Consider the following 18,133-nt stretch of genomic DNA (forward strand, 5'->3'; position numbering starts at 1 on the left):
TGCACGGGCAGTTTGATGTCCTTGTGCATGATATGGGGGCTGCCTGCTCATGCGCAGCAGAGTGCAGAGCCAGTCCATGCAGGCAGTGAAGAAGCCTCTGCAGCAGCGTCAGCAGCTGATGCGGGTGGGGGAAACACAGAGCCTGAGAGGTGGAATGCCAAGTTCCAGGCCACCTATGTCTGGCAGCGCAAGCCGTCCTTTTCTGCACCCTATACCGGAGAGAAAAGCCTGTTGCCGGGGCGCGAGCGCAGCTACTCCTTCACGACCACTGCATCTCTCGGATACCGTCCATGGGCCGCGGGGGAGGTCTATCTTGATCTGGAAGGCGCGCAGGGCATTCCTCTGTCGGGACTGGCAGGCCTGGGCGGCTTTACCAATGGGGAATTGGCCAAAACTTCGGGAGCAAGATTGAAGCTCTATCGCGCCCGTGCATTCTTGCGCCAGACCTGGAGTCATGGCGGCGAGCAAGAGGCGGTGGAGTCGGAGGCAAGGCAGTTGGCGGGCATGGTGGACAAGCGTCGTACTGTGCTCACGGTGGGCAATCTGGCGGTCATCGATATCTTTGACGACAACCGCTACAGCCATGATCCGCGCACGCAGTTCATGAACTGGTCGCTGATGACTCAAGGCGCGTTTGACTATGCCGCAGATGCCAGAGGTTACAGCTGGGGGGCGGTGCTGGAGTGGTTTCACGACGACTGGGAGGTGCGCTTCGGTCGCTTCATCCAGCCCAAGGAGCCCAACGGCCAGCCGCTGGACTATCGAATTTTCAAACACTACGGCGATCAGCTGGAAGTAGCCCACGCGCACACGCTGGCGGGCCAGCCGGGCAAGTTGCGTGCTTTGGTCTTTCGCAACCACGCCGTGATGACGCGCTATGACGATGCACTCAACCTGGCGGCGCAGACCGGGGCGGTGCCGGATCTGAATGTTGCGCGCTACGGTGCCAGAAGCAAGCAAGGCTTCGGCATCAACCTGGAGCAGGCGCTGAGTGATGACGTGGGTCTTTTTGCCCGTGGCAGCTGGGCCGATGGCAAGACGGAAATCTATGCCTTCACGGAAATCGACCGCTCTCTTTCTGCGGGTCTGCTGATCCAGGGGCGCAAATGGGGACGGGCGAACGATACGCTGGGCATAGGCGTGGCGCGCAATTTCCTCTCGTCCACACACCGTCGGTATCTGGCAGAGGGCGGGGTGGGGGCGTTCATTGGTGACGGGCGTCTGAACTACAAGCCCGAGAATATTCTCGAGATGTTCTACAGCGTGGGGATCAGCAAACAATCCAGCATCAGCTTTGACTGGCAGCATATCCGCAACCCTGCATACAACGCGGACCGTGGGCCCGTCAACGCACTGGCTGTGCGTTTGCACACCGAGTTCTGATCTAGAAAAACCGCAGGATGATCTGGTGCAGGCCTGCCGTCATCAAGGTATAGCGCAGGAATTTTCCAACTGCCATATAGGCGACGCAGGGCCAGAAAGGCAGGCGCACCCAGCCGGCGACCGCGCATAGCGGGTCGCCGACGACGGGCAGCCAGCTCAGCAGGCAGGCCTTGGCGCCGTATTTGCGCAGCCAGTAACGGGCGATGCGGTTCCAGCGTGACTTGTGGTGCATGTTCTGGGGCGGCGGCTCTCCATGTCGGCGCAGCTTTTTGGCCTTGTTCCAGGCCTGGTTGGCGGCCAGTCCCATCCACCAGCTGATGGCCCCACCCAGCGTGTTGCCCGCCGTGGCGACCACAATGGCGGGCCAGAACAGATCGGGGTTGGCTGAGACCAGTGCGGCCACCACGGGCTCAGAACCCAGCGGCAGCAGGGTGGCCGAGACCAGGGCCACGACAAACACGGTGCTAAGGCCCAGCTCCGGCAGGGCCAGCCATTGCAGCAACTGATGTATCCACGCTTCCATAGGGCGGCTAGTTTAGGCGGGTCGCTCAATTCCCTGAACTTTGCATCCTGTCATTTCTCGGTCATCGGCCATAGTTGCAGGCTGTTGATATATGGTTTCTTATCCAAATGCGTACACAGGTGTTATCCGGTAACGCCAGATCAATGGGAGTAGGAATGGCTTTCAGCCCTCTAAAAAAAATGATGCGATCGAGTCAGGCCGCAGGCCTGGCGGTCGTTTTGCTTTTGATAGCTGGTTGCGCATCGAACATAAAGACCATCGCGCCGTCCGATGCCAGATCAGCAGTCACGGTGGCTGCCGATCTGGTGCCGCTGGCGACGCTGGCGCCCGGCATCAAGCAGGACATGCGCTATGTCTCCAAGCACAACTTCATGGGCCGCCCCGTGGCTGGCTACGAAGCCGGGGTTTGCTGGCTCAGCCGCGTGGCTGCCGAATCTCTGGCAGCTGTTCAAAAGGAACTGGCTGGACAGGGGCTGGCTCTGAAGGTCTATGACTGTTACCGACCCCAGGCGGCCGTCGACGACTTTGTGCGCTGGGGGCGCGATATGGCCGATCAGAAAAACAAGGACATGTATTACCCGCGCGTGCCCAAGAGCGAGCTCTTCAAGCGTGGCTATATCGCCGAGAAATCGGGTCACAGCCGTGCCAGCACCGTGGACATTACGCTGCTGGTGGTGGATGCCAAGCGCGCCAGAAAGCTGGTGCGTGGCCCGCTGGCCGACGGTATCGAAGTGGACATGGGAACGCCCTTCGATCTCTTTGACGAGCAGTCGCATACCGACAATGCCCAGCAATCGCCCGATGTGCAGCACAACCGCCGCTGGCTGCGCAGCCTGATGCAGCGCAACGGATGGAAGAACCTGCCAGAGGAGTGGTGGCATTACACGTTGGTCAGCGAGCCCTATCCCGAGCAGTACTTTGATATGCCGGTGCGTAAAAACTGAGACGCCGGTGCTGCATTGCCCGATAGTGACTCGCCTCGGAGGGTGATGCATGGAGTTTGGTTTTGCTGAAAATTTGAGCAGGTATAATTGCCCCCTCTTTTCCAGCGCCCGGTCTGTGCCAGACATTGTCTGCCGCAGAAACCAAATTCTCTCCATGCCCGCCCTGCACATTGGTCATATTCCATTGGCAAATCGTCTGTTTGTCGCTCCCATGGCGGGTGTGACGGACCGGCCGTTTCGTCAGCTGTGCAAGGCACTGGGGGCCGGTTATGCGGTCAGCGAGATGGTGACCAGCCGCAAGGACTTGTGGAACAGTCTCAAGACCAGTCGCCGTGCCAACCATGAAGGCGAGTCTGGGCCGATCTCTGTCCAGATTGCCGGCACCGAAGCGCCCATGATGGCCGAGGCTGCCATCTACAACATCGAGCGCGGCGCGCAGATCATCGACATCAACATGGGCTGCCCGGCCAAGAAGGTCTGCAACAAATGGGCGGGTTCCGCCCTGATGCAGAACGAGCCGCTGGCCGTGGAAATTGCCCAGGCCGTGGTGGAGGCCGCACGTCCCTACAACGTGCCCGTCACCCTGAAGATGCGCACAGGCTGGTGCGATACGCACAAGAACGCAGTTCTGCTGGCGCGCCAGTTTGAAGATGTCGGCATCCAGATGCTGACCGTGCACGGCCGCACGCGCGAGCAGGGCTACAAGGGCTTTGCCGAGTACGACACGATTGCGGCCGTCAAGCAGGCCGTCAAAGTGCCCGTGGTGGCCAATGGCGATGTCAACAGCCCTGAAAAGGCCCGCGATGTGCTGGCCTATACGGGGGCGGACGCCATCATGGTCGGCCGTGCAGCCCAGGGCAGGCCGTGGATCTTTCGCGAGATCGCGCACTTTCTGGCCACGGGCGAGCATCTGGCTCCTCCCCTGGTGGCCGAGCTGCGTCGTCTGCTGCTCGAACATTTGCAAGATCACTACAGCCTGTATGGCGAGGGAGTCGGCGTGCGCAGCGCCCGCAAGCATATTGCGTGGTATCTGCGAGCTCTGCCGGGCGGGGAAGAGTTCAGAAAACACATCAACACTATTGAGGACTGTGCGGTGCAATGGCAGGCCGTGGCCGACTATCTGGATGCCCTGGGGCAGCAGATGGAGCGGATCCCGGTGGCCACGGCCGCTGCTGAAGCAAGCAGCGAGCTGGACGAACCGGCAGAAATGGCTGCATGAGCAATCAGAATTTAGAACAAGTCGTTCGCGATAGCCTGGAGGGCTATTTCCGCGATCTCGAGGGCGAAACACCGGCCAATGTCTACGACATGGTGATTCGTCTTGTCGAAAAACCGCTGCTGGAAGTGGTGATGGGCCAGGCCGACAACAACCAGTCGCGCGCCGCCGAATGGCTGGGCCTGAATCGCAACACCCTGCGCAAAAAGCTCGTCGATCACGAATTGCTCTGAACGACGAAGCTACCAAATCCATAGCTGCAAGCGCTTGATATATCTGCACTTGCAGCTTGTTTTTATCCAAACTTTGAATTGACGCCCATGAAAGCTCTGATCTCCGTCTCTGACAAGACCGGTATCGTCGAATTTGCGCAAGCCCTGCACGCTCTTGGCGTGCAACTGCTGTCCACCGGTGGCACCGCCAAGCTGCTGGCAGGCGTGGGCCTGCCCGTGACCGAAGTCGCCGAAGTCACCCGATTCCCCGAGATGCTGGATGGCCGCGTCAAGACCTTGCACCCCATGGTGCACGGTGGTCTGCTGGCTCGCCGCGAACTGCCCGAGCACATGGCTGCTTTGAAGGAACATGGCATCGAGACCATCGATCTGCTGGTCGTGAACCTCTACCCCTTTGAAGCTACCGTGGCCAAGGCCGGCTGCACGCTGGCCGACGCCATCGAGAACATCGATATCGGCGGCCCCGCCATGGTGCGTTCCGCTGCCAAGAACTGGAAGGATGTGGGCGTTCTGACCGCTGCCGACCAGTACGAAGCCGTGCTGGCCGAACTCAAGGCGAATGGCAAGCTGTCCGACAAGCTGCGTTTTGCGTTGTCCGTGGCGGCCTTCAACCGCATTGCCCAGTACGACGGAGCGATCAGCGACTATCTGTCTAGCGTCAAGTTCGAAGACGAAAAGCTCAGCGAAGAATATGTGCCCGAGCGCGCCCTGTTCGGCGGCCAGTCCAACGGCCATTTCATCAAGGTGCAGGATCTGCGCTACGGTGAAAACAGCCACCAGCAAGCCGCCTGGTACCGCGATCTGTACCCCGCTCCCGGCTCGCTGGCCACGGGCGTGCAGCTGCAGGGCAAGGAGCTGAGCTACAACAATATCGCCGACGCCGATGCGGCCTGGGAATGCGTCAAGAGCTTTGACACCCCTGCCTGCGTGATCGTCAAGCACGCCAACCCCTGCGGCGTGGCCGTGGGCGCGAATGCCTTCGAAGCCTATTCCAAGGCCTTCCAGACCGACCCCACCAGCGCCTTCGGCGGCATCATCGCCTTCAACCGCACTGTGGACAAGGCCGCTGCCGAAGCCGTGTCCAAGCAGTTCGTCGAAGTGCTGATGGCTCCCGAGTTCAGCGCCGAAGCCCTGGAAATCTTCAAGGCCAAGGTCAATGTGCGCCTGATGAAGATCGCTCTGCCCGCCGGCGGCGCAACCGACTGGGACAACGGCCGCAACGCCATCGAGTCCAAGCGCATCGGCTCGGGCCTGCTGCTGCAGACCTCGGACAACCATGAGCTCAAGCTGGCCGACCTCAAGGTCGTGACCGTCAAGCAGCCTACCCCCGAAGAGCTTCAGGACCTGCTGTTCGCCTGGAACGTGGCCAAGTTCGTCAAGTCCAATGCCATCGTCTTCTGCAAGAACGGCATGACCATGGGCGTGGGCGCAGGTCAGATGTCGCGCCTGGATTCGGCCCGCATCGCCTCCATCAAGGCCGAAGCCGCCAAGCTGTCGCTGCAGAACACCGTCGTGGCGTCGGATGCCTTCTTCCCCTTCCGCGACGGACTGGACGTGGTGGTCGATGCCGGTGCCACCTGCGTGGCCCAGCCTGGCGGCTCCATGCGCGATCAGGAAGTGATCGATGCGGCCAACGAGCGTGGCGTGGCCATGGTGTTCACCGGCGTGCGCCACTTCAGGCACTAATTGCTCCCCCTGAGGCGCTATCGCGCCTTCCCCCTCTCTGGCGCTGAGCGCCGGAGGGGGACGACACCCTCGGTGCGCGACGGCGCTTCCTTGGTGTCTCTGGTTTTAGGGCGCGCCAGTTTTGTGCTTTGTGCTCTGTGGCCGGCATTTGCTGGCCATTCTTTTTTGAATCTGGTGCTTGGTATGACAGATCCCATCGACGACGAAGAAAACTACCCGCCGCGTCCGCGCTGGATTGGCTGGCTGATCGGGCTGGTCATGCTGGCGTCGGCACTGGGCGTGGCCAATATCGGCTGGCGCATCATGCGGGTCAGCACGGCCGAGAAGGCGGCGGATGCGCTGGTGGCTGCCAAGCCCGAGCTGGCAGCAGCCCGAAAGCTGGTGGAGGGCGCAGATTGCATGCGCTGCCATGGTTTGGACCGCAAATTTGTGGGCCCGGGCTTTACGGAGATCGCACAGAAGTACGGCTCGCAAGCCGATGCCCAGAGCTATCTGGCAGACAAGATTCGCAGCGGCAGCGTGGGTGTCTGGGGCAATGTGATCATGCCGCGCCACCCGCAGATCAGCGAGGCCGATTCTCTGCAGATGGCCCGTTGGGTGCTGTCGGCTCAGGCGCCATCGGCCGCGGCTCAATAGGCCCGGTTGCCGAGATCCTGCGTGAATTCCAAGGCTGCCAGCGCTTTGCGCTGCTAGCCTTTTTTGCTTTGCAGCCTACGCAGGGTGGCAGGCCTTGCTTTCATAATCCGCTCATGGCAAAACCCGCGCGTGCTCCCGCTCTTCGCCCCGCCGATCAGGCAGTCCACGGATCCGGGGCTGGTCCGGCTCGCCAGCGTGGCTTTGTCTTCTGGGCCATATGGGTGAACATCGCCACCTACGCGATCTATCCTACGGCCAACTGGCTGGCCAGCCTGCGCGACCAGCGCTATGACTTCATCACGCGCTGGGATGCCATGATTCCGCTGGTGCCGGAATTCATCTTTGTCTATTTCTCGTTTTTCCCGTTTCTGGCCCTGCCGTTCTGGCTGGTGGGGCAGCCCGGCACGGCGGCGCTGGGCAAGCGCCAGGTGTTGGGTACGCTGATCTGCGGTCTGATCTTCGTGCTGTTTCCGGCAAATTTGGCCTTCGAGCGCGCGATTCCCGAATTCGAGCCCTATCGCAGCATTTTTGCGACCATGTTCTTGGTGGACAAGCCGCACAATCTGCTGCCCTCTTTACACATCGTCTACACGGCGCTGACCTGTCTGGCCATCTGCCAGGCGCAATGGCAGCGTGGTCGCAGGGGGCTGTGTCTGCTGATTGCGCTATGGAGCGTGGCCATCTGCGCCTCAACCATGCTGGTGCATCAGCACCATGTGCTGGATGTGGTCACTGCGCTGATGCTGGTGCCAGTGCTTTGCCTGCTGATTCGCCCGGCCGATGTGCCGCCACAGCCTCCGCGTATCTGAGCCGGGCAGGATCGCTCTGCCTCGGGTCTTTTTGAATCCTGCGTCAGTGCTCGCTTGCATGCAGGACTGCAGCGCGATTTTTGAGCGCGGTGCAGGCTTCGTGAAACGCGGGCCTGACTAGTCTGTTTTGAGATGGGTGTGCAGCCGGGCCTGCACAAAACATGCAGATGGACTGGTGATGCTGCAGGGAATCTGCGCATCACTGGTGAAATCCCTAGGATGCCTTTTTGACAAAAAGGACCGGGCCGAAAGCGCCGCTAAGAGCCCGAGGATATGCATGCAGTGGCTGAAAACCAAAACCATTGAACAGGCGCTGGCCGATTCCGACGAGCCGGGCCGGCAGCTCCAGCGCACGCTGGGTGTTTTCGATCTGATGATTCTGGGCCTGGCCGTGGCCGTGGGCGCGGGGATTTTCTCGGTGGGTGCTCGCGCAGCCGGCAGCTTTGCCGGGCCGGCCGTGATTTTCTCCTTCATTCTGGCGGCCGCGACCTGCGCGCTGGCCATCATGTGCTATGCGGAGTTCGCCTCCACCGTGCCCGTCACGGGCAGCGCCTATACCTATACCTATCTGACGCTGGGCGAGGGCCTGGCCTGGATCATTGGCTGGAATCTGCTGCTGGAGATGATCTCGGCCGCTGCCGTGCTGGCCAAGTACTGGGGTATCTATCTGTCGGCCGTGTTCTCCACGGCAGGGCTGGAGATCGCGCAGAGCGTCGAGATCGGCGGCTTCTCGCTGAACTGGGGGCCGTTCTTCATCGTGGCCGTGTTCACGGCCTTGCTGATCGCAGGCACCCAGGTCTCGGCCAAGGTCAACAACCTGTTCACCGTCATCAAGCTGGCGATCACCGTGTTTGTGATCGTCGTCGGCTTCACCTACATGAACACCGACAACTTCAGGCCTTTTGTGCCCAGTGCACAGCCGCCCGTGGTGGCTCATGGCGTAAGCGGTGACCTGTGGGGGCAGCCCATGCTGGCCTGGTTGTTTGGTGCCGAGCCCAGCCAGTATGGCTGGCTGGGCGTGATCTCGGGCGCATCGCTGGTGTTCTTCGCCTTCCTGGGCTTTGATGTGGTGGCAACCTCGGCCGAAGAGGTCAAGGACCCGCAGCGCACGCTGCCACGCGGCATTCTCGGCGGGCTGGTGCTGGTGACGGTGCTCTACATCCTGGTCACGCTGGCGCTGACCGGCATGGTGCCCTATACGGCACTGGCCAGGGCCGAGAACCCGTCGCTGGCCACTGCATTCATTGCCGTGGGCGCCGGCTGGGCGGCGCAGGTCATCTCGGTCGGCGTGCTGATCGGCATGACCACCGTGGTCATGGTGCTGCTGATGGGCAGCTCGCGCGTGTTGCTGGCCTTGTGCCGCGACGGCCTGCTGCCGCGCAGCTGGGGCGTGACATCGGCCAGGCGCAAGACGCCGGTTCGCCTGCAACTGGTTGTGGGCGTGATCGTGGCGCTGCTGGCAGGCTTTACCAAGGTGGAGCTGCTGGAGGAGATGATCAACATCGGCACGCTGTCGGCCTTTGTGCTGGTCAGCATCGGCGTGCTGGTGCTGCGCAAAAAGCGTCCCGACGCCGGAGCTGGCTACCGCGTGCCTTTTGTGCCTGTGCTGCCAGTGCTCTCGGCCCTGCTGTGCTTTTATCTGATGCTGAATCTGACCACGCTGACCTGGCTGCGCTTTCTGGGCTGGATGGCGCTGGGTGCTGTGATCTATATGGCCTATGGCATGCGTCATTCGCGCCTGGCTCAGACGGATAAAAAGTGAGCTATCAGCGCATGGTATTTCTTGATTTCAATATGTTTTGTATCTGAAATCGTTTGATATCAATCGCAAGAAGCTATCAAAATAAAAGCCCTGCAGGGAACGACCTGCAGGGCTTTTGCATTGGTTAGAGTGCTGGGCATGAGTACCGAACCCACCGAGACCACGCCGACCCGCTCCCCCACCCAGTCCGCTGAAGACGGCCAGCAGCGCTGCCGCTGGTGTCTGGCCACGCCGGGCTATGTGCACTATCACGACCGCGAATGGGGATTTCCGGTGGGCAGCGATCAGCGCCTGTTCGAGAAACTCTGTCTGGAAGGCTTTCAGTCCGGCCTGAGCTGGCTGACCATTCTCAACAAGCGCGAGAACTTTCGCGCGGCCTTTGCGGGTTTCGATTTTCATCGCGTGGCGCAGTTCGGCGAGGCCGATGTGCAGCGCCTGTTGCAGGACGCGGGTATCGTGCGCCACCGCGGCAAGATTGAAGCCGTGATCAACAACGCCCAGCGGGCCATCGAAATGGTCCAGGCCGAAGGCTCTCTGGCCGCGTTCTTCTGGCGCTATCAGCCTGCTGTGCCATCGACAGGCACGACTATTCAGGCTCAGACGCCGGAGTCGCAAACCCTGTCCAAGGAGCTCAAGAAGCGCGGCTGGAAGTTTGTCGGGCCGACCACCATGTATGCGCTGATGCAGGCCATGGGCATGGTCAACGACCATGCGCCGGGCTGCATCACCAGAGCTGAAGTGGAACGCGCCAGAGCCGCTTTTCAGAGGCCCTGAGGGCGGGCTTGTTCCGCCTTGCCGGCCCGGGGGTCAAGCCTTGACCAGCAGCCCCGGCGCGCTGGCCAGAACTTTCATGGAGGCTTCGGTGCTGGCGGTGAACTGGCGGTTGCTGATGGTGTTCACATATACCCAGTCGGCGCGGCAGGCGTCCGCCGTGGCCGTCACCAGCATATAGCCGCGGCGCGAGGTGTCGCAGTATTTGAGCGGCTTGATGAGCTGTTGCAGCGCAGCGGCCAGCGTAGCGGGGTCTTCGCCCGGCAGGTATTCCTCGAAGCCCGGCGAGCTGACCGAGGAGGTCGCAAACTCCACGCCCACGGCCTTGCCGTTCATGTCCTGCAGCTCGCTGGCCCAGGCGTTGTGCGTGTCGCCGGCCAGCACCACCAGCTTCTTGCCGAGCTGACGCGCGGAGCCCAGAACGGTCTCGCGCGCGGCCTGGTAGCCATCCCAGGCGTCCAGGTTGTAGGGGATCGAAGGCTGGGCCAGGATGGCCTGCTCCTGAGGTGTGAGTGTGGCCGGCGCGGTCTGCGCCTTGGCAACCAGCGTTGCGTACTGCGAGACCGATACGCCTGCACCGGCTTGGATGGTCTCCATGAGTATGGGAGCGGGAATGTTCATACGTCCCATCAGCACCTGCTGGCCCAGTACCTGCCAGGTGGCACGGGAGGCCGCCATCTGCTGCTGCAGCCACTGTGTCTGGGTCTGCCCCAGCAACTGGCGCGCCGGGTTGGCCATGGCCGTGGCGAAGCCCGCCGAGTCGATGCCGGCAGAGGTCATGAAATCGACATAGTCCAGCTGCTTGTCGCGGCCTATCACGCGGGTGTCCAGCATGTGCAGCGAGACCAGATTGCCAAAGTCGAAGCTGCGGTAGATCCGCTCGGCGCTCGCGGTACGCGTGGGCATCCACTCGTGGTATGCCTGCATGGCGGCGGCCTTGCGCATGGCGAAGTCACCCTCGCCGGGCTGGTGATTCTCGGCTCCCGCACTCCAGGTGTCGTTGGCAAATTCGTGGTCGTCCCAGATGGCGATCATGGGCGCGGCGGCATGCAGGGCCTGCAGGTCGGCATCGCTCTTGTACTGGGCATGGCGCTGGCGGTAGTCGGCCAGCGAGAGAATTTCGCCGGCAGGATTGACCAGACGACCCATGGCCTCGGCCTGGGCCGAGGCATAGCCGCCGCGCGCGTATTCATAGATGTAGTCGCCCAGGTGTACCGTGGCGTCCAGGTCGCTGCGCCTGGCGGCATCGGCGTATACATTGAAGTAGCCGGCCGGGTAGTTGGCGCAGGAGAAGACAGCCAGTCTGACCTGGGCCACCGAGCCGGTGGGCAGGGTACGCGTGCGTGCTGCCGCCGAAGTCACGCCATGGGCGCGGAAGCGGAAGTGATAGACCGTGGCCGGCTTGAGGCCGGCTGCATCGACCTTGACCGTGAAGTCCCTGGCGGCGGTGGCGCTGCTCTCGCCGCGCGCCACGATGGAGGCGAACGCCGCGTCGCTGGCCAGCTCCCATTGCACGGGAATGTCTGCCTGGTGGCCGGCGGGCGGGGTGAGGCGGGTCCAGAGCATCACGCGGTCGGACAGCGGGTCGCCGCTGGCCAGGCCATGGACGAAGCGGACTTCGGGGTCGGCCGGCTTGACCTCTGTCTGGCTGCCATCGCCGCCGCCGCAGGCCGCGAGCGGCAGCACGGACATTGCGCCGGCGCTCCAGGCCATCTGGCGCACAAAGCGGCGGCGGTTCAGTTCACTGGCTTGGTCGGTGGTGCCCTTGAGCAGGTTGTGCAGCGGCGGCTTGCTGGATTCGTCGGTCATGGTGCTTTCATTGCTGACAAAAACGCGAGCGTGGCAAGCGTCCATGACGTGGCTGTGAAACGCCGAGCGGCTGCGGCTGAAGCCGGCGCAGGCGCAGTCCGCCGCCAACAATGAAAAAGCCCTGCAGACATGGTCTGCAGGGCCTGTTGGGCGGGCAGGGATTTACAGTGTCTTGAACACTTCGCGGGCCGCTTCTATGGTGCGGTCGATATCTTCGTCGCTGTGCGCCGCGCTGACAAAGCCTGCCTCATACAGCGCCGGGGCAAAGTAATGACCGCGCTCCAGCATGCCGTGGTAGAACTTGTTGAAGACCTTGCCGTCGGTCTTCATGACCTGGGCGTAGTGCGTGGGCAGCTCGGGCAGGAAATAAAAGCCGAACAGCCCGCCTTGCCAGTCCACGCTGAAGGGAATGCCGGCGGCATTGGCTTCGGCCTTCAGGCCCTGCATCAGGTGGCCGGTCTTGAGGTGCAGCTCGGCGTGGAAGCCGGGGCGGCTGATCAGCTCCAGCGTCTTCAGACCGCAGGCCGTGGCAATCGGGTTGCCCGACAGCGTGCCGGCCTGGTAGACGGGGCCCAGCGGCGAGAGCTTTTCCATGATCTCGCGGCGGGCACCGAAGGCCGCCATGGGCATGCCGCCGCCGATGACCTTGCCCATCACGGTGATGTCGGGCGCAAAGCCTTCGATCTCCTTGGCGTACAGGCTTTGTGCGCTGCCCAGGGCGACGCGAAAGCCCGTCATGACTTCGTCATAGATCAGCAGCGCGCCATGCTCGCGGGTCAGCTCGGAGATGCGGCGGGTGAAGTCCACCGAGGCGCGCACAAAGTTCATATTGCCGGCAATCGGCTCCATGATGACGCAGGCAATGTCGCTGCCCATCTTGGCAAAGGCCTCTTCGAGCTGAGCAACGTCGTTGTACTCCAGCACGATGGTGTCCTTGGCCACATCGGCAGGCACGCCTGCCGAGGAAGAGGCGCCGAAGGTGGCCAGACCCGAGCCGGCCTTGACCAGCAGCGCATCCGCATGGCCGTGGTAGCAGCCGTTGAACTTGATGATCTTGTTGCGGCCCGTGTAGCCGCGCGCCAGGCGCAGCGCGCTCATGCCGGCTTCGGTGCCGGAGCTGACCAGGCGCACCATGTCCATGCTGGGCATGAGGGCGCGGATCTTCTCGGCCAGCACGACTTCGCGCTCGGTGGGGGCGCCGAAGCTGAAGCCTTCGAGCACGGCGGCCTGCACGGCCTCGACCACTTCGGGGTGACCGTGGCCCAGGATCATGGGGCCCCAGCTGCCGATGTAGTCGGTGAACTGCTGATCGTTCTGGTCCCAGAAATAAGCGCCCTGGGCGCGCTTCACGAAGCGCGGCGTGCCGCCCACGGCGGCGAAAGCGCGCACCGGCGAGTTCACGCCGCCGGGGATCACGCCCTTGGCGCGCTCGAACAATGCAATATTCAGATCAGTGTTTTGTGTCATGAGAGGGAATCACAAAGCCTTCAATCGGCTTGGAGTCGGGTTCGTCATCGGTGGCATCTTCGGCCTGCTCGTCTTCGGACTCCTCGTCCTCGGTGGGCTGGGCCCAGAACAGGCGATCGGGCAGATAGTGGCCCATGCCGGGGCGAAAACCTGCATCCAGGCTGTGGTCCAGGTATTCCAGTGCCTCCAGCGTCGCGGCGCCCAGATCGTTGCCAGTGGCCAGCAGGGCCGTAATCGCAGCGGACAGCGTATCACCGGCACCTGTGAACGTGGCGTCAAACATCTCGTACTTGCTGTTGCCCAATACGGACTGGGCCGTGGTCAGCACGTTGTCCACGAACTGGTCGGGCAGGGGGATGCCGGTCACCAGCACATAAGGCACTTCCAGTGCCTCGGCGGCCATGGCAATGTCGCGCGCCGTGGGTGCACGGCTGTTTTCCCATTCAGGCAGCAGCCAGCGCCACAGCGTGTTGTGGTTTCCAACCAACACCGAGGTTTGAGGCAGGACAAGCTCCTTGAACGCATCCAGGTACTGATCCTGCTTGTCGTCCTCCCACCAGGACAGGTCCGGCATGTAGCTGATGATGGGAATGTCGGGGTAGTCCGATGAGATAGTGGCAATGGCGGCCAGGTTGGCAGGGCTGCCTACAAAGCCGACCTTGATGGCGGTGACGGCAATGTCCTCCAGCACCATGCGTGCCTGCTCGGTCACCGCGTCATCGTCGAGTGCAAAGTGCTCGTAGATGCGGGCCGTGTCTCTGGCGTAGGCGCCGCAGGCCACGGGCAATGCATGACCGCCGATGGAGGAGATGGTGGCGATGTCGGCCGAGAGCCCGCTGGCTCCGCTGGGGTCACTGCTGTTGAAAGACAGCACGCAGACGGGTGCTGATTCTGTCGCTTCTTCCTGGCGGGTGCGGCGAGGGGGAGTGGAGGAGATGGGGTTCAATGCCATGGCGCACCCCAGTTTGCACCCGGGAATGCAAGGGTGGGAGCCGGGGTTGTGACTAGATACAATCGTTGCATTCTATGTGAAGCCCCTTTAAGCTGTGACTGACCCTAAAACCTGGATGTGTTTGACCTGTGGCTGGCTTTATGACGAAGCCCAAGGCTGCCCCGAACATGGAATTGCTCCAAACACCCGCTGGGAAGATGTGCCCATGAACTGGACATGCCCGGAATGCGGTGCACGCAAAGAAGATTTTGAAATGGTGGAAATCTGAGTGCAAGAGTCGCTCACTCCATCAACGACCGAATTGGGAGGAATTTCACCGTGACAGCATCTGGTGCGCCTTTGCGCGTTCTGGTCGTGGATGACAGCAACACCATCCGCCGCAGCGCTGAAATTTTCCTCAAGCAAGGTGGTCACGAAGTTCTTCTTGCCGACGATGGCTTCGATGCCCTGTCCAAGGTCAATGACTACCAGCCCCAGCTCATCTTCTGCGACATTCTGATGCCCAAACTCGATGGCTATCAGACCTGCGCCATCATCAAGCGCAATGCTCGCTTTGCCAATACGCCCGTCGTGATGCTGTCATCCAAGGACGGTGTATTCGACAAGGCTCGCGGTCGCATGGTGGGCTGCCAGGACTATCTGACCAAACCGTTTACCAAAGATCAATTGCTGCAAGCCGTACAACAATTCGCGCTGCAAGCTGCAGATGTGGGAGCTGCATGATGACAATTCAAAAAGTTCTGGTCGTTGACGATTCCAAGACGGAGCTGATGGCTCTGAGCGATATCTTGCAAAAGCAGGGCATGCAGGTGCGTACCGCGGAAAATGGCGAGGAAGCCATGAAGCGCCTGGCCGAAGACAAACCCGACCTGATCCTGATGGACGTGGTCATGCCTGGACAGAACGGCTTTCAGCTGACCCGCGCCATTTCTCGCGATCCCCTGTATGCCGATGTGCCCATCATCATGTGCACCAGCAAGAATCAGGAAACCGACCGGGTCTGGGGCATGCGTCAGGGCGCACGTGGCTATATCACCAAGCCCGTGGATGCCGCCGAGCTCCAAGCCAAGATCGCAGCGCTATAACGAGCCGCGCTGCTTATGGCGAACCGTGAAGCCCTCCGAGATCTCCAATCCCGTCTGGCCGGGCGCCTGCAGGCAGCACGCAGCGAAGGCGTCAGCGTTGCTGCCTGGCTGGCAGTGCAAGCTGGCGGACGGGATTATTTGCTGCCGCTGAATCAGGCAGGAGAAATCTTTCCCTGGACCGGCGTTCAGCCCGTCCCATACACACAGGCCTGGTTTCTGGGCATCGCCAATCTGCGCGGTGCTTTGATGGGGGTGGTGGACCTGGCTCAATTGCTGGGTCATGGAAGTGTCCGCAATGAGCAGGAACTGATGGACTGCAGCCTGCTGGCCTTCAACCCTGCATTGGAGGTCAACGCGGCCCTGCTGGCCGATCGTCTGCTGGGCCTGCGTGCCGCAGACGCGTTTTCCAAGGCCGAGCCTGCGCCTGAGCGTTCCCCGAGTTTCTTCGGAGCCGTCCATATCGATGCGAGCGGCCGCCGCTGGCAGGAGCTGAAATTGCAGTCCCTGTCTCAAACCGCCAAATTTTTGAGCATTCGTGCTTGAGGTTCCTGGATACAGCGCTATGTCCTTTGCACAGAAAATAAATCAGTTGTTCCGACGCAAGCCCATCGCGGCTGCCGTCAGTGGTGATAGCAGCATGATGGGAGACACGGTCGTACAGGATATGTACGACGGATCGCTCAATAGCGTGCAGGGGGCACCTTCCGTCTTCGGCGTCGAGGAGGCCAGCCGCGCGGACGAACTGGTGAGCCTGCCTATTCTTGGTACGGCCACGACTGCCAAGCATCAGCGCACCTTGTTTACCTTGCTGGGTGGCTCGGTGCTGGTGCTGGTGGTTCTGTCGGCATGGATGCTGCGCGAAGCAGGCAACTCCAACCAGCAACTGGCGGCGACCGGCCAGGCATTGATGCAGTCGCAACGTCTGGCCAAGTCGGTCTCCATCGCCATGACGGGAGCCGCTCCTGCGTTTGCCGACGTCAAGGACAGCGCCGGTGTTTTGGCGCGCAACGTGCGAGCGCTGGCTGCCGGCGATTCCGATCTGGGCGTGAACGCGCTGGGTGGCGGTTTGCAGGACGAGCTCAGCTCCATCAGCACCCTGATGGAGCGAGCGGAAAAGAGCGCCGGGCTGATTCTCGGACAGCAAAAGACTCTGACTCAAGTGGGCGACGCGCTGCGCACCATCAACCGCCAGTCCTCCGATCTGCTGGAAACCGCGGAAACCATTTCTTCGCTGAAGCTGCAGCAAGGCGCTGGCGCGGCCGAGATCTCTGCTGCCGGTCAACTGGTGATGTTGACTCAGCGTATTGCCAAGTCTGCCAACGAATTCCAGACCCTGGAGGGTGTGAGTCCCGAGGCCGTTTTCCTGCTGGGCAAGGACTTGAATTCCTTCAAGGAAATCTCCGAAGGTCTGCTCAACGGCAGCGCTGAAATGCGGCTGTCGGCGGCACGCGATCCTCAGGTGCGTGAACAGCTGGAGACGTTGATCAAGCAGTACGACGATACGCGTACCCAGGCCAGTGCCATTCTGGGCAATCTGCAAGGGCTGGTGTCGGCCCGGGAAGCGCAGACCAGCATCAACAATGACAGCGAACCGCTGCGTCAGCAGCTGGAGCAGTTGCAGACGGCGCTGCAGGGGCTGGGCGGGGCCAGCATGCTGCAGCTGGCGCTGCTGGCCATCGCCATCTTGACCGCGGTTCTGAGCGGTATCGGCATCTCGCGCGTGCAACTGCTGGACAGCCGGGCGCGCCAGCAGGAAGCCGAGCGTCACCAGGTCGATGCCCGTTTGCAGGAGCAGGAAGCCAAGCGCATCAACGACGCCAACCAGGCGGCTATTTTGCGTTTGATGAACGAGTTGCAATCGGTGGCCGAGGGCGATCTGACGCAGGAAGCCACCGTGACCGAGGACATCACGGGCGCGATCGCCGACTCTGTGAACTACACGGTGGAAGAGCTGCGCGCTCTGGTGGGATCGGTGCAGAACACCGTGACCCGCGTGGCCCAGACCACCGAGCAGGTGGACGTCACCTCGACCGAGCTGCTGGCTGCATCGAACGAGCAGCTGCATGAGATTCGCGAAACCGGCAAGTCGATTCTGGACATGGCCGGCCGTATCAACAATGTCTCGGCTCAGGCACAGGAATCGGCCCAGGTGGCCCGTCAATCGCTGCAGGCTGCGGACTCGGGTCTCAAGGCGGTGCAGAACGCCATTGGCGGCATGAACTCCATCCGCGATCAGATTCAGGATACCTCCAAGCGAATCAAGCGTCTCGGTGAGTCGTCCCAGGAGATCGGTGAAATTACCGAACTGATTTCGGACATTACCGAGCAGACCAACGTGCTCGCATTGAACGCCGCCATTCAGGCTGCGTCTGCAGGTGAAGCAGGTCGCGGCTTCTCGGTGGTGGCGGAAGAAGTGCAGCGCCTTGCCGAACGTTCCGCAGACGCCACGCGACAGATTGCCGCGCTGGTGAAGGCCATTCAGACCGACACCCAGGATGCGGTGGCCGCCATGGAGCGCTCTACCCAGGGCGTGGTGGAAGGGGCTCGTCTGTCCGACTCTGCAGGTACTGCACTGTCTGAAATCGACAGCGTGTCGCGCCGACTGGCCGAGCTGATCGAGCAGATTTCCAACTCCACATCACGTGAAGCCAATATGGCCAACGGCGTGGCGGAAAACATTCAGCACATTTTTGCCGTGACCGAGCAAACCGGTGAGGGAACCCGCACCACTGCGCAGCAGGTGCGAGAGCTCTCCCACATGGCTGAAGAGCTGCGTCAGTCTGTTTCCCGATTCAAGATTGCCTGATTTGACTGGCTCTTTCTCTCATAAAAATGCACGACCCTTGAGGGTTAAGGA

General features: G+C 61.7%; 18 protein-coding genes. 14 read left to right on the forward strand and 4 right to left on the reverse strand.

The annotated features are described in order from the left end of the window. Positions 1 to 15 precede the first annotated feature (15 nt). Positions 16 to 1,383 (forward strand): carbohydrate porin, encoded by a 1,368-nt coding sequence (locus JAO85_RS14955; protein ID WP_237734856.1) that lies wholly within the window; start codon positions 16 to 18, stop codon positions 1,381 to 1,383. 1 nt (position 1,384) lies between these two features. Here the strand turns inward: JAO85_RS14955 and JAO85_RS14960 are convergent, their stop codons facing one another. Further along, entirely contained in the window at positions 1,385 to 1,906 is a 522-nt protein-coding gene (locus JAO85_RS14960) for a YqaA family protein (protein ID WP_012839739.1), read from the reverse strand. 290 nt (positions 1,907 to 2,196) lie between these two features. Here JAO85_RS14960 and JAO85_RS14965 point away from each other — a divergent pair, with 290 nt between their 5' ends. From JAO85_RS14965 to JAO85_RS15000, 8 genes are all read left to right on the forward strand, one after another. Next, positions 2,197 to 2,850 carry a M15 family metallopeptidase gene (locus JAO85_RS14965; protein WP_202788416.1) on the forward strand — a complete coding sequence of 218 codons (654 nt, stop codon included), beginning with the start codon at positions 2,197 to 2,199 and terminating at the stop codon, positions 2,848 to 2,850. A 154-nt stretch (positions 2,851 to 3,004) separates the two neighbouring features. After that, positions 3,005 to 4,069, forward strand: coding sequence for a tRNA dihydrouridine synthase DusB (gene dusB / locus JAO85_RS14970; protein ID WP_087865959.1), 1,065 nt, complete (start codon positions 3,005 to 3,007; stop codon positions 4,067 to 4,069). After that, positions 4,066 to 4,299 (forward strand): Fis family transcriptional regulator, encoded by a 234-nt coding sequence (locus tag JAO85_RS14975; protein ID WP_003071135.1) that lies wholly within the window; start codon positions 4,066 to 4,068, stop codon positions 4,297 to 4,299. Before dusB ends, JAO85_RS14975 begins: the two co-directional genes overlap by 4 nt. A gap of 87 nt (positions 4,300 to 4,386) precedes the next feature. Next, on the forward strand, positions 4,387 to 5,985 hold the full coding sequence (gene purH, locus JAO85_RS14980) for a bifunctional phosphoribosylaminoimidazolecarboxamide formyltransferase/IMP cyclohydrolase (protein ID WP_054075486.1): 1,599 nt from the start codon (positions 4,387 to 4,389) through the stop codon (positions 5,983 to 5,985). Positions 5,986 to 6,168: 183 nt separating this feature from the next. After that, positions 6,169 to 6,621 carry a c-type cytochrome gene (locus JAO85_RS14985; protein WP_041744657.1) on the forward strand — a complete coding sequence of 151 codons (453 nt, stop codon included), beginning with the start codon at positions 6,169 to 6,171 and terminating at the stop codon, positions 6,619 to 6,621. Between the two features lie 113 nt (positions 6,622 to 6,734). Beyond that, entirely contained in the window at positions 6,735 to 7,430 is a 696-nt protein-coding gene (locus JAO85_RS14990; protein ID WP_054075488.1) for a phosphatase PAP2 family protein, read from the forward strand. A 277-nt stretch (positions 7,431 to 7,707) separates the two neighbouring features. After that, positions 7,708 to 9,192 (forward strand): amino acid permease, encoded by a 1,485-nt coding sequence (locus tag JAO85_RS14995; protein ID WP_202788418.1) that lies wholly within the window; start codon positions 7,708 to 7,710, stop codon positions 9,190 to 9,192. Between the two features lie 138 nt (positions 9,193 to 9,330). Continuing rightward, positions 9,331 to 9,966 carry a DNA-3-methyladenine glycosylase I gene (locus tag JAO85_RS15000; RefSeq protein WP_034354014.1) on the forward strand — a complete coding sequence of 212 codons (636 nt, stop codon included), beginning with the start codon at positions 9,331 to 9,333 and terminating at the stop codon, positions 9,964 to 9,966. A gap of 33 nt (positions 9,967 to 9,999) precedes the next feature. On the opposite strand, the gene JAO85_RS15005 is transcribed toward JAO85_RS15000, so the two are convergent. From JAO85_RS15005 to JAO85_RS15015, 3 genes are all read right to left on the reverse strand, one after another. Next, positions 10,000 to 11,772, reverse strand: coding sequence for an alkaline phosphatase (locus tag JAO85_RS15005; RefSeq protein WP_202788420.1), 1,773 nt, complete (start codon positions 11,770 to 11,772; stop codon positions 10,000 to 10,002). A gap of 162 nt (positions 11,773 to 11,934) precedes the next feature. Beyond that, positions 11,935 to 13,239, reverse strand: coding sequence for a glutamate-1-semialdehyde 2,1-aminomutase (gene hemL, locus JAO85_RS15010; RefSeq protein WP_003071150.1), 1,305 nt, complete (start codon positions 13,237 to 13,239; stop codon positions 11,935 to 11,937). Beyond that, positions 13,223 to 14,191, reverse strand: a complete 969-nt coding sequence (locus JAO85_RS15015) for a bifunctional hydroxymethylpyrimidine kinase/phosphomethylpyrimidine kinase (protein ID WP_012839730.1) — start codon at positions 14,189 to 14,191, stop codon at positions 13,223 to 13,225. Before JAO85_RS15015 ends, hemL begins: the two co-directional genes overlap by 17 nt. 115 nt (positions 14,192 to 14,306) lie before the next feature. On the opposite strand from JAO85_RS15015, the gene JAO85_RS15020 reads away from it, so the two are divergent. From JAO85_RS15020 to JAO85_RS15040, 5 genes are read left to right on the forward strand one after another with little or no spacing between them, the layout of a single operon-like run. Then, positions 14,307 to 14,459, forward strand: a complete 153-nt coding sequence (locus JAO85_RS15020; protein WP_034399566.1) for a rubredoxin — start codon at positions 14,307 to 14,309, stop codon at positions 14,457 to 14,459. A gap of 50 nt (positions 14,460 to 14,509) precedes the next feature. After that, positions 14,510 to 14,914 (forward strand): PleD family two-component system response regulator, encoded by a 405-nt coding sequence (locus JAO85_RS15025; protein WP_003071158.1) that lies wholly within the window; start codon positions 14,510 to 14,512, stop codon positions 14,912 to 14,914. Then, positions 14,914 to 15,276: a PleD family two-component system response regulator gene (locus JAO85_RS15030; RefSeq protein ID WP_003071159.1), complete on the forward strand. Its 363-nt coding sequence runs from the start codon at positions 14,914 to 14,916 to the stop codon at positions 15,274 to 15,276. The genes JAO85_RS15025 and JAO85_RS15030 overlap by 1 nt, the downstream gene beginning before the upstream one ends. A gap of 15 nt (positions 15,277 to 15,291) precedes the next feature. After that, positions 15,292 to 15,819 carry a chemotaxis protein CheW gene (locus JAO85_RS15035; RefSeq protein ID WP_003071161.1) on the forward strand — a complete coding sequence of 176 codons (528 nt, stop codon included), beginning with the start codon at positions 15,292 to 15,294 and terminating at the stop codon, positions 15,817 to 15,819. 19 nt (positions 15,820 to 15,838) lie between these two features. Further along, positions 15,839 to 18,082: a methyl-accepting chemotaxis protein gene (locus JAO85_RS15040; protein ID WP_012839727.1), complete on the forward strand. Its 2,244-nt coding sequence runs from the start codon at positions 15,839 to 15,841 to the stop codon at positions 18,080 to 18,082. Positions 18,083 to 18,133: the final 51 nt, after the last annotated feature.

The sequence above is a fragment of the Comamonas sp. NyZ500 genome (assembly GCF_016772095.1).
Lineage (GTDB): Bacteria > Pseudomonadota > Gammaproteobacteria > Burkholderiales > Burkholderiaceae_C > Comamonas > Comamonas thiooxydans.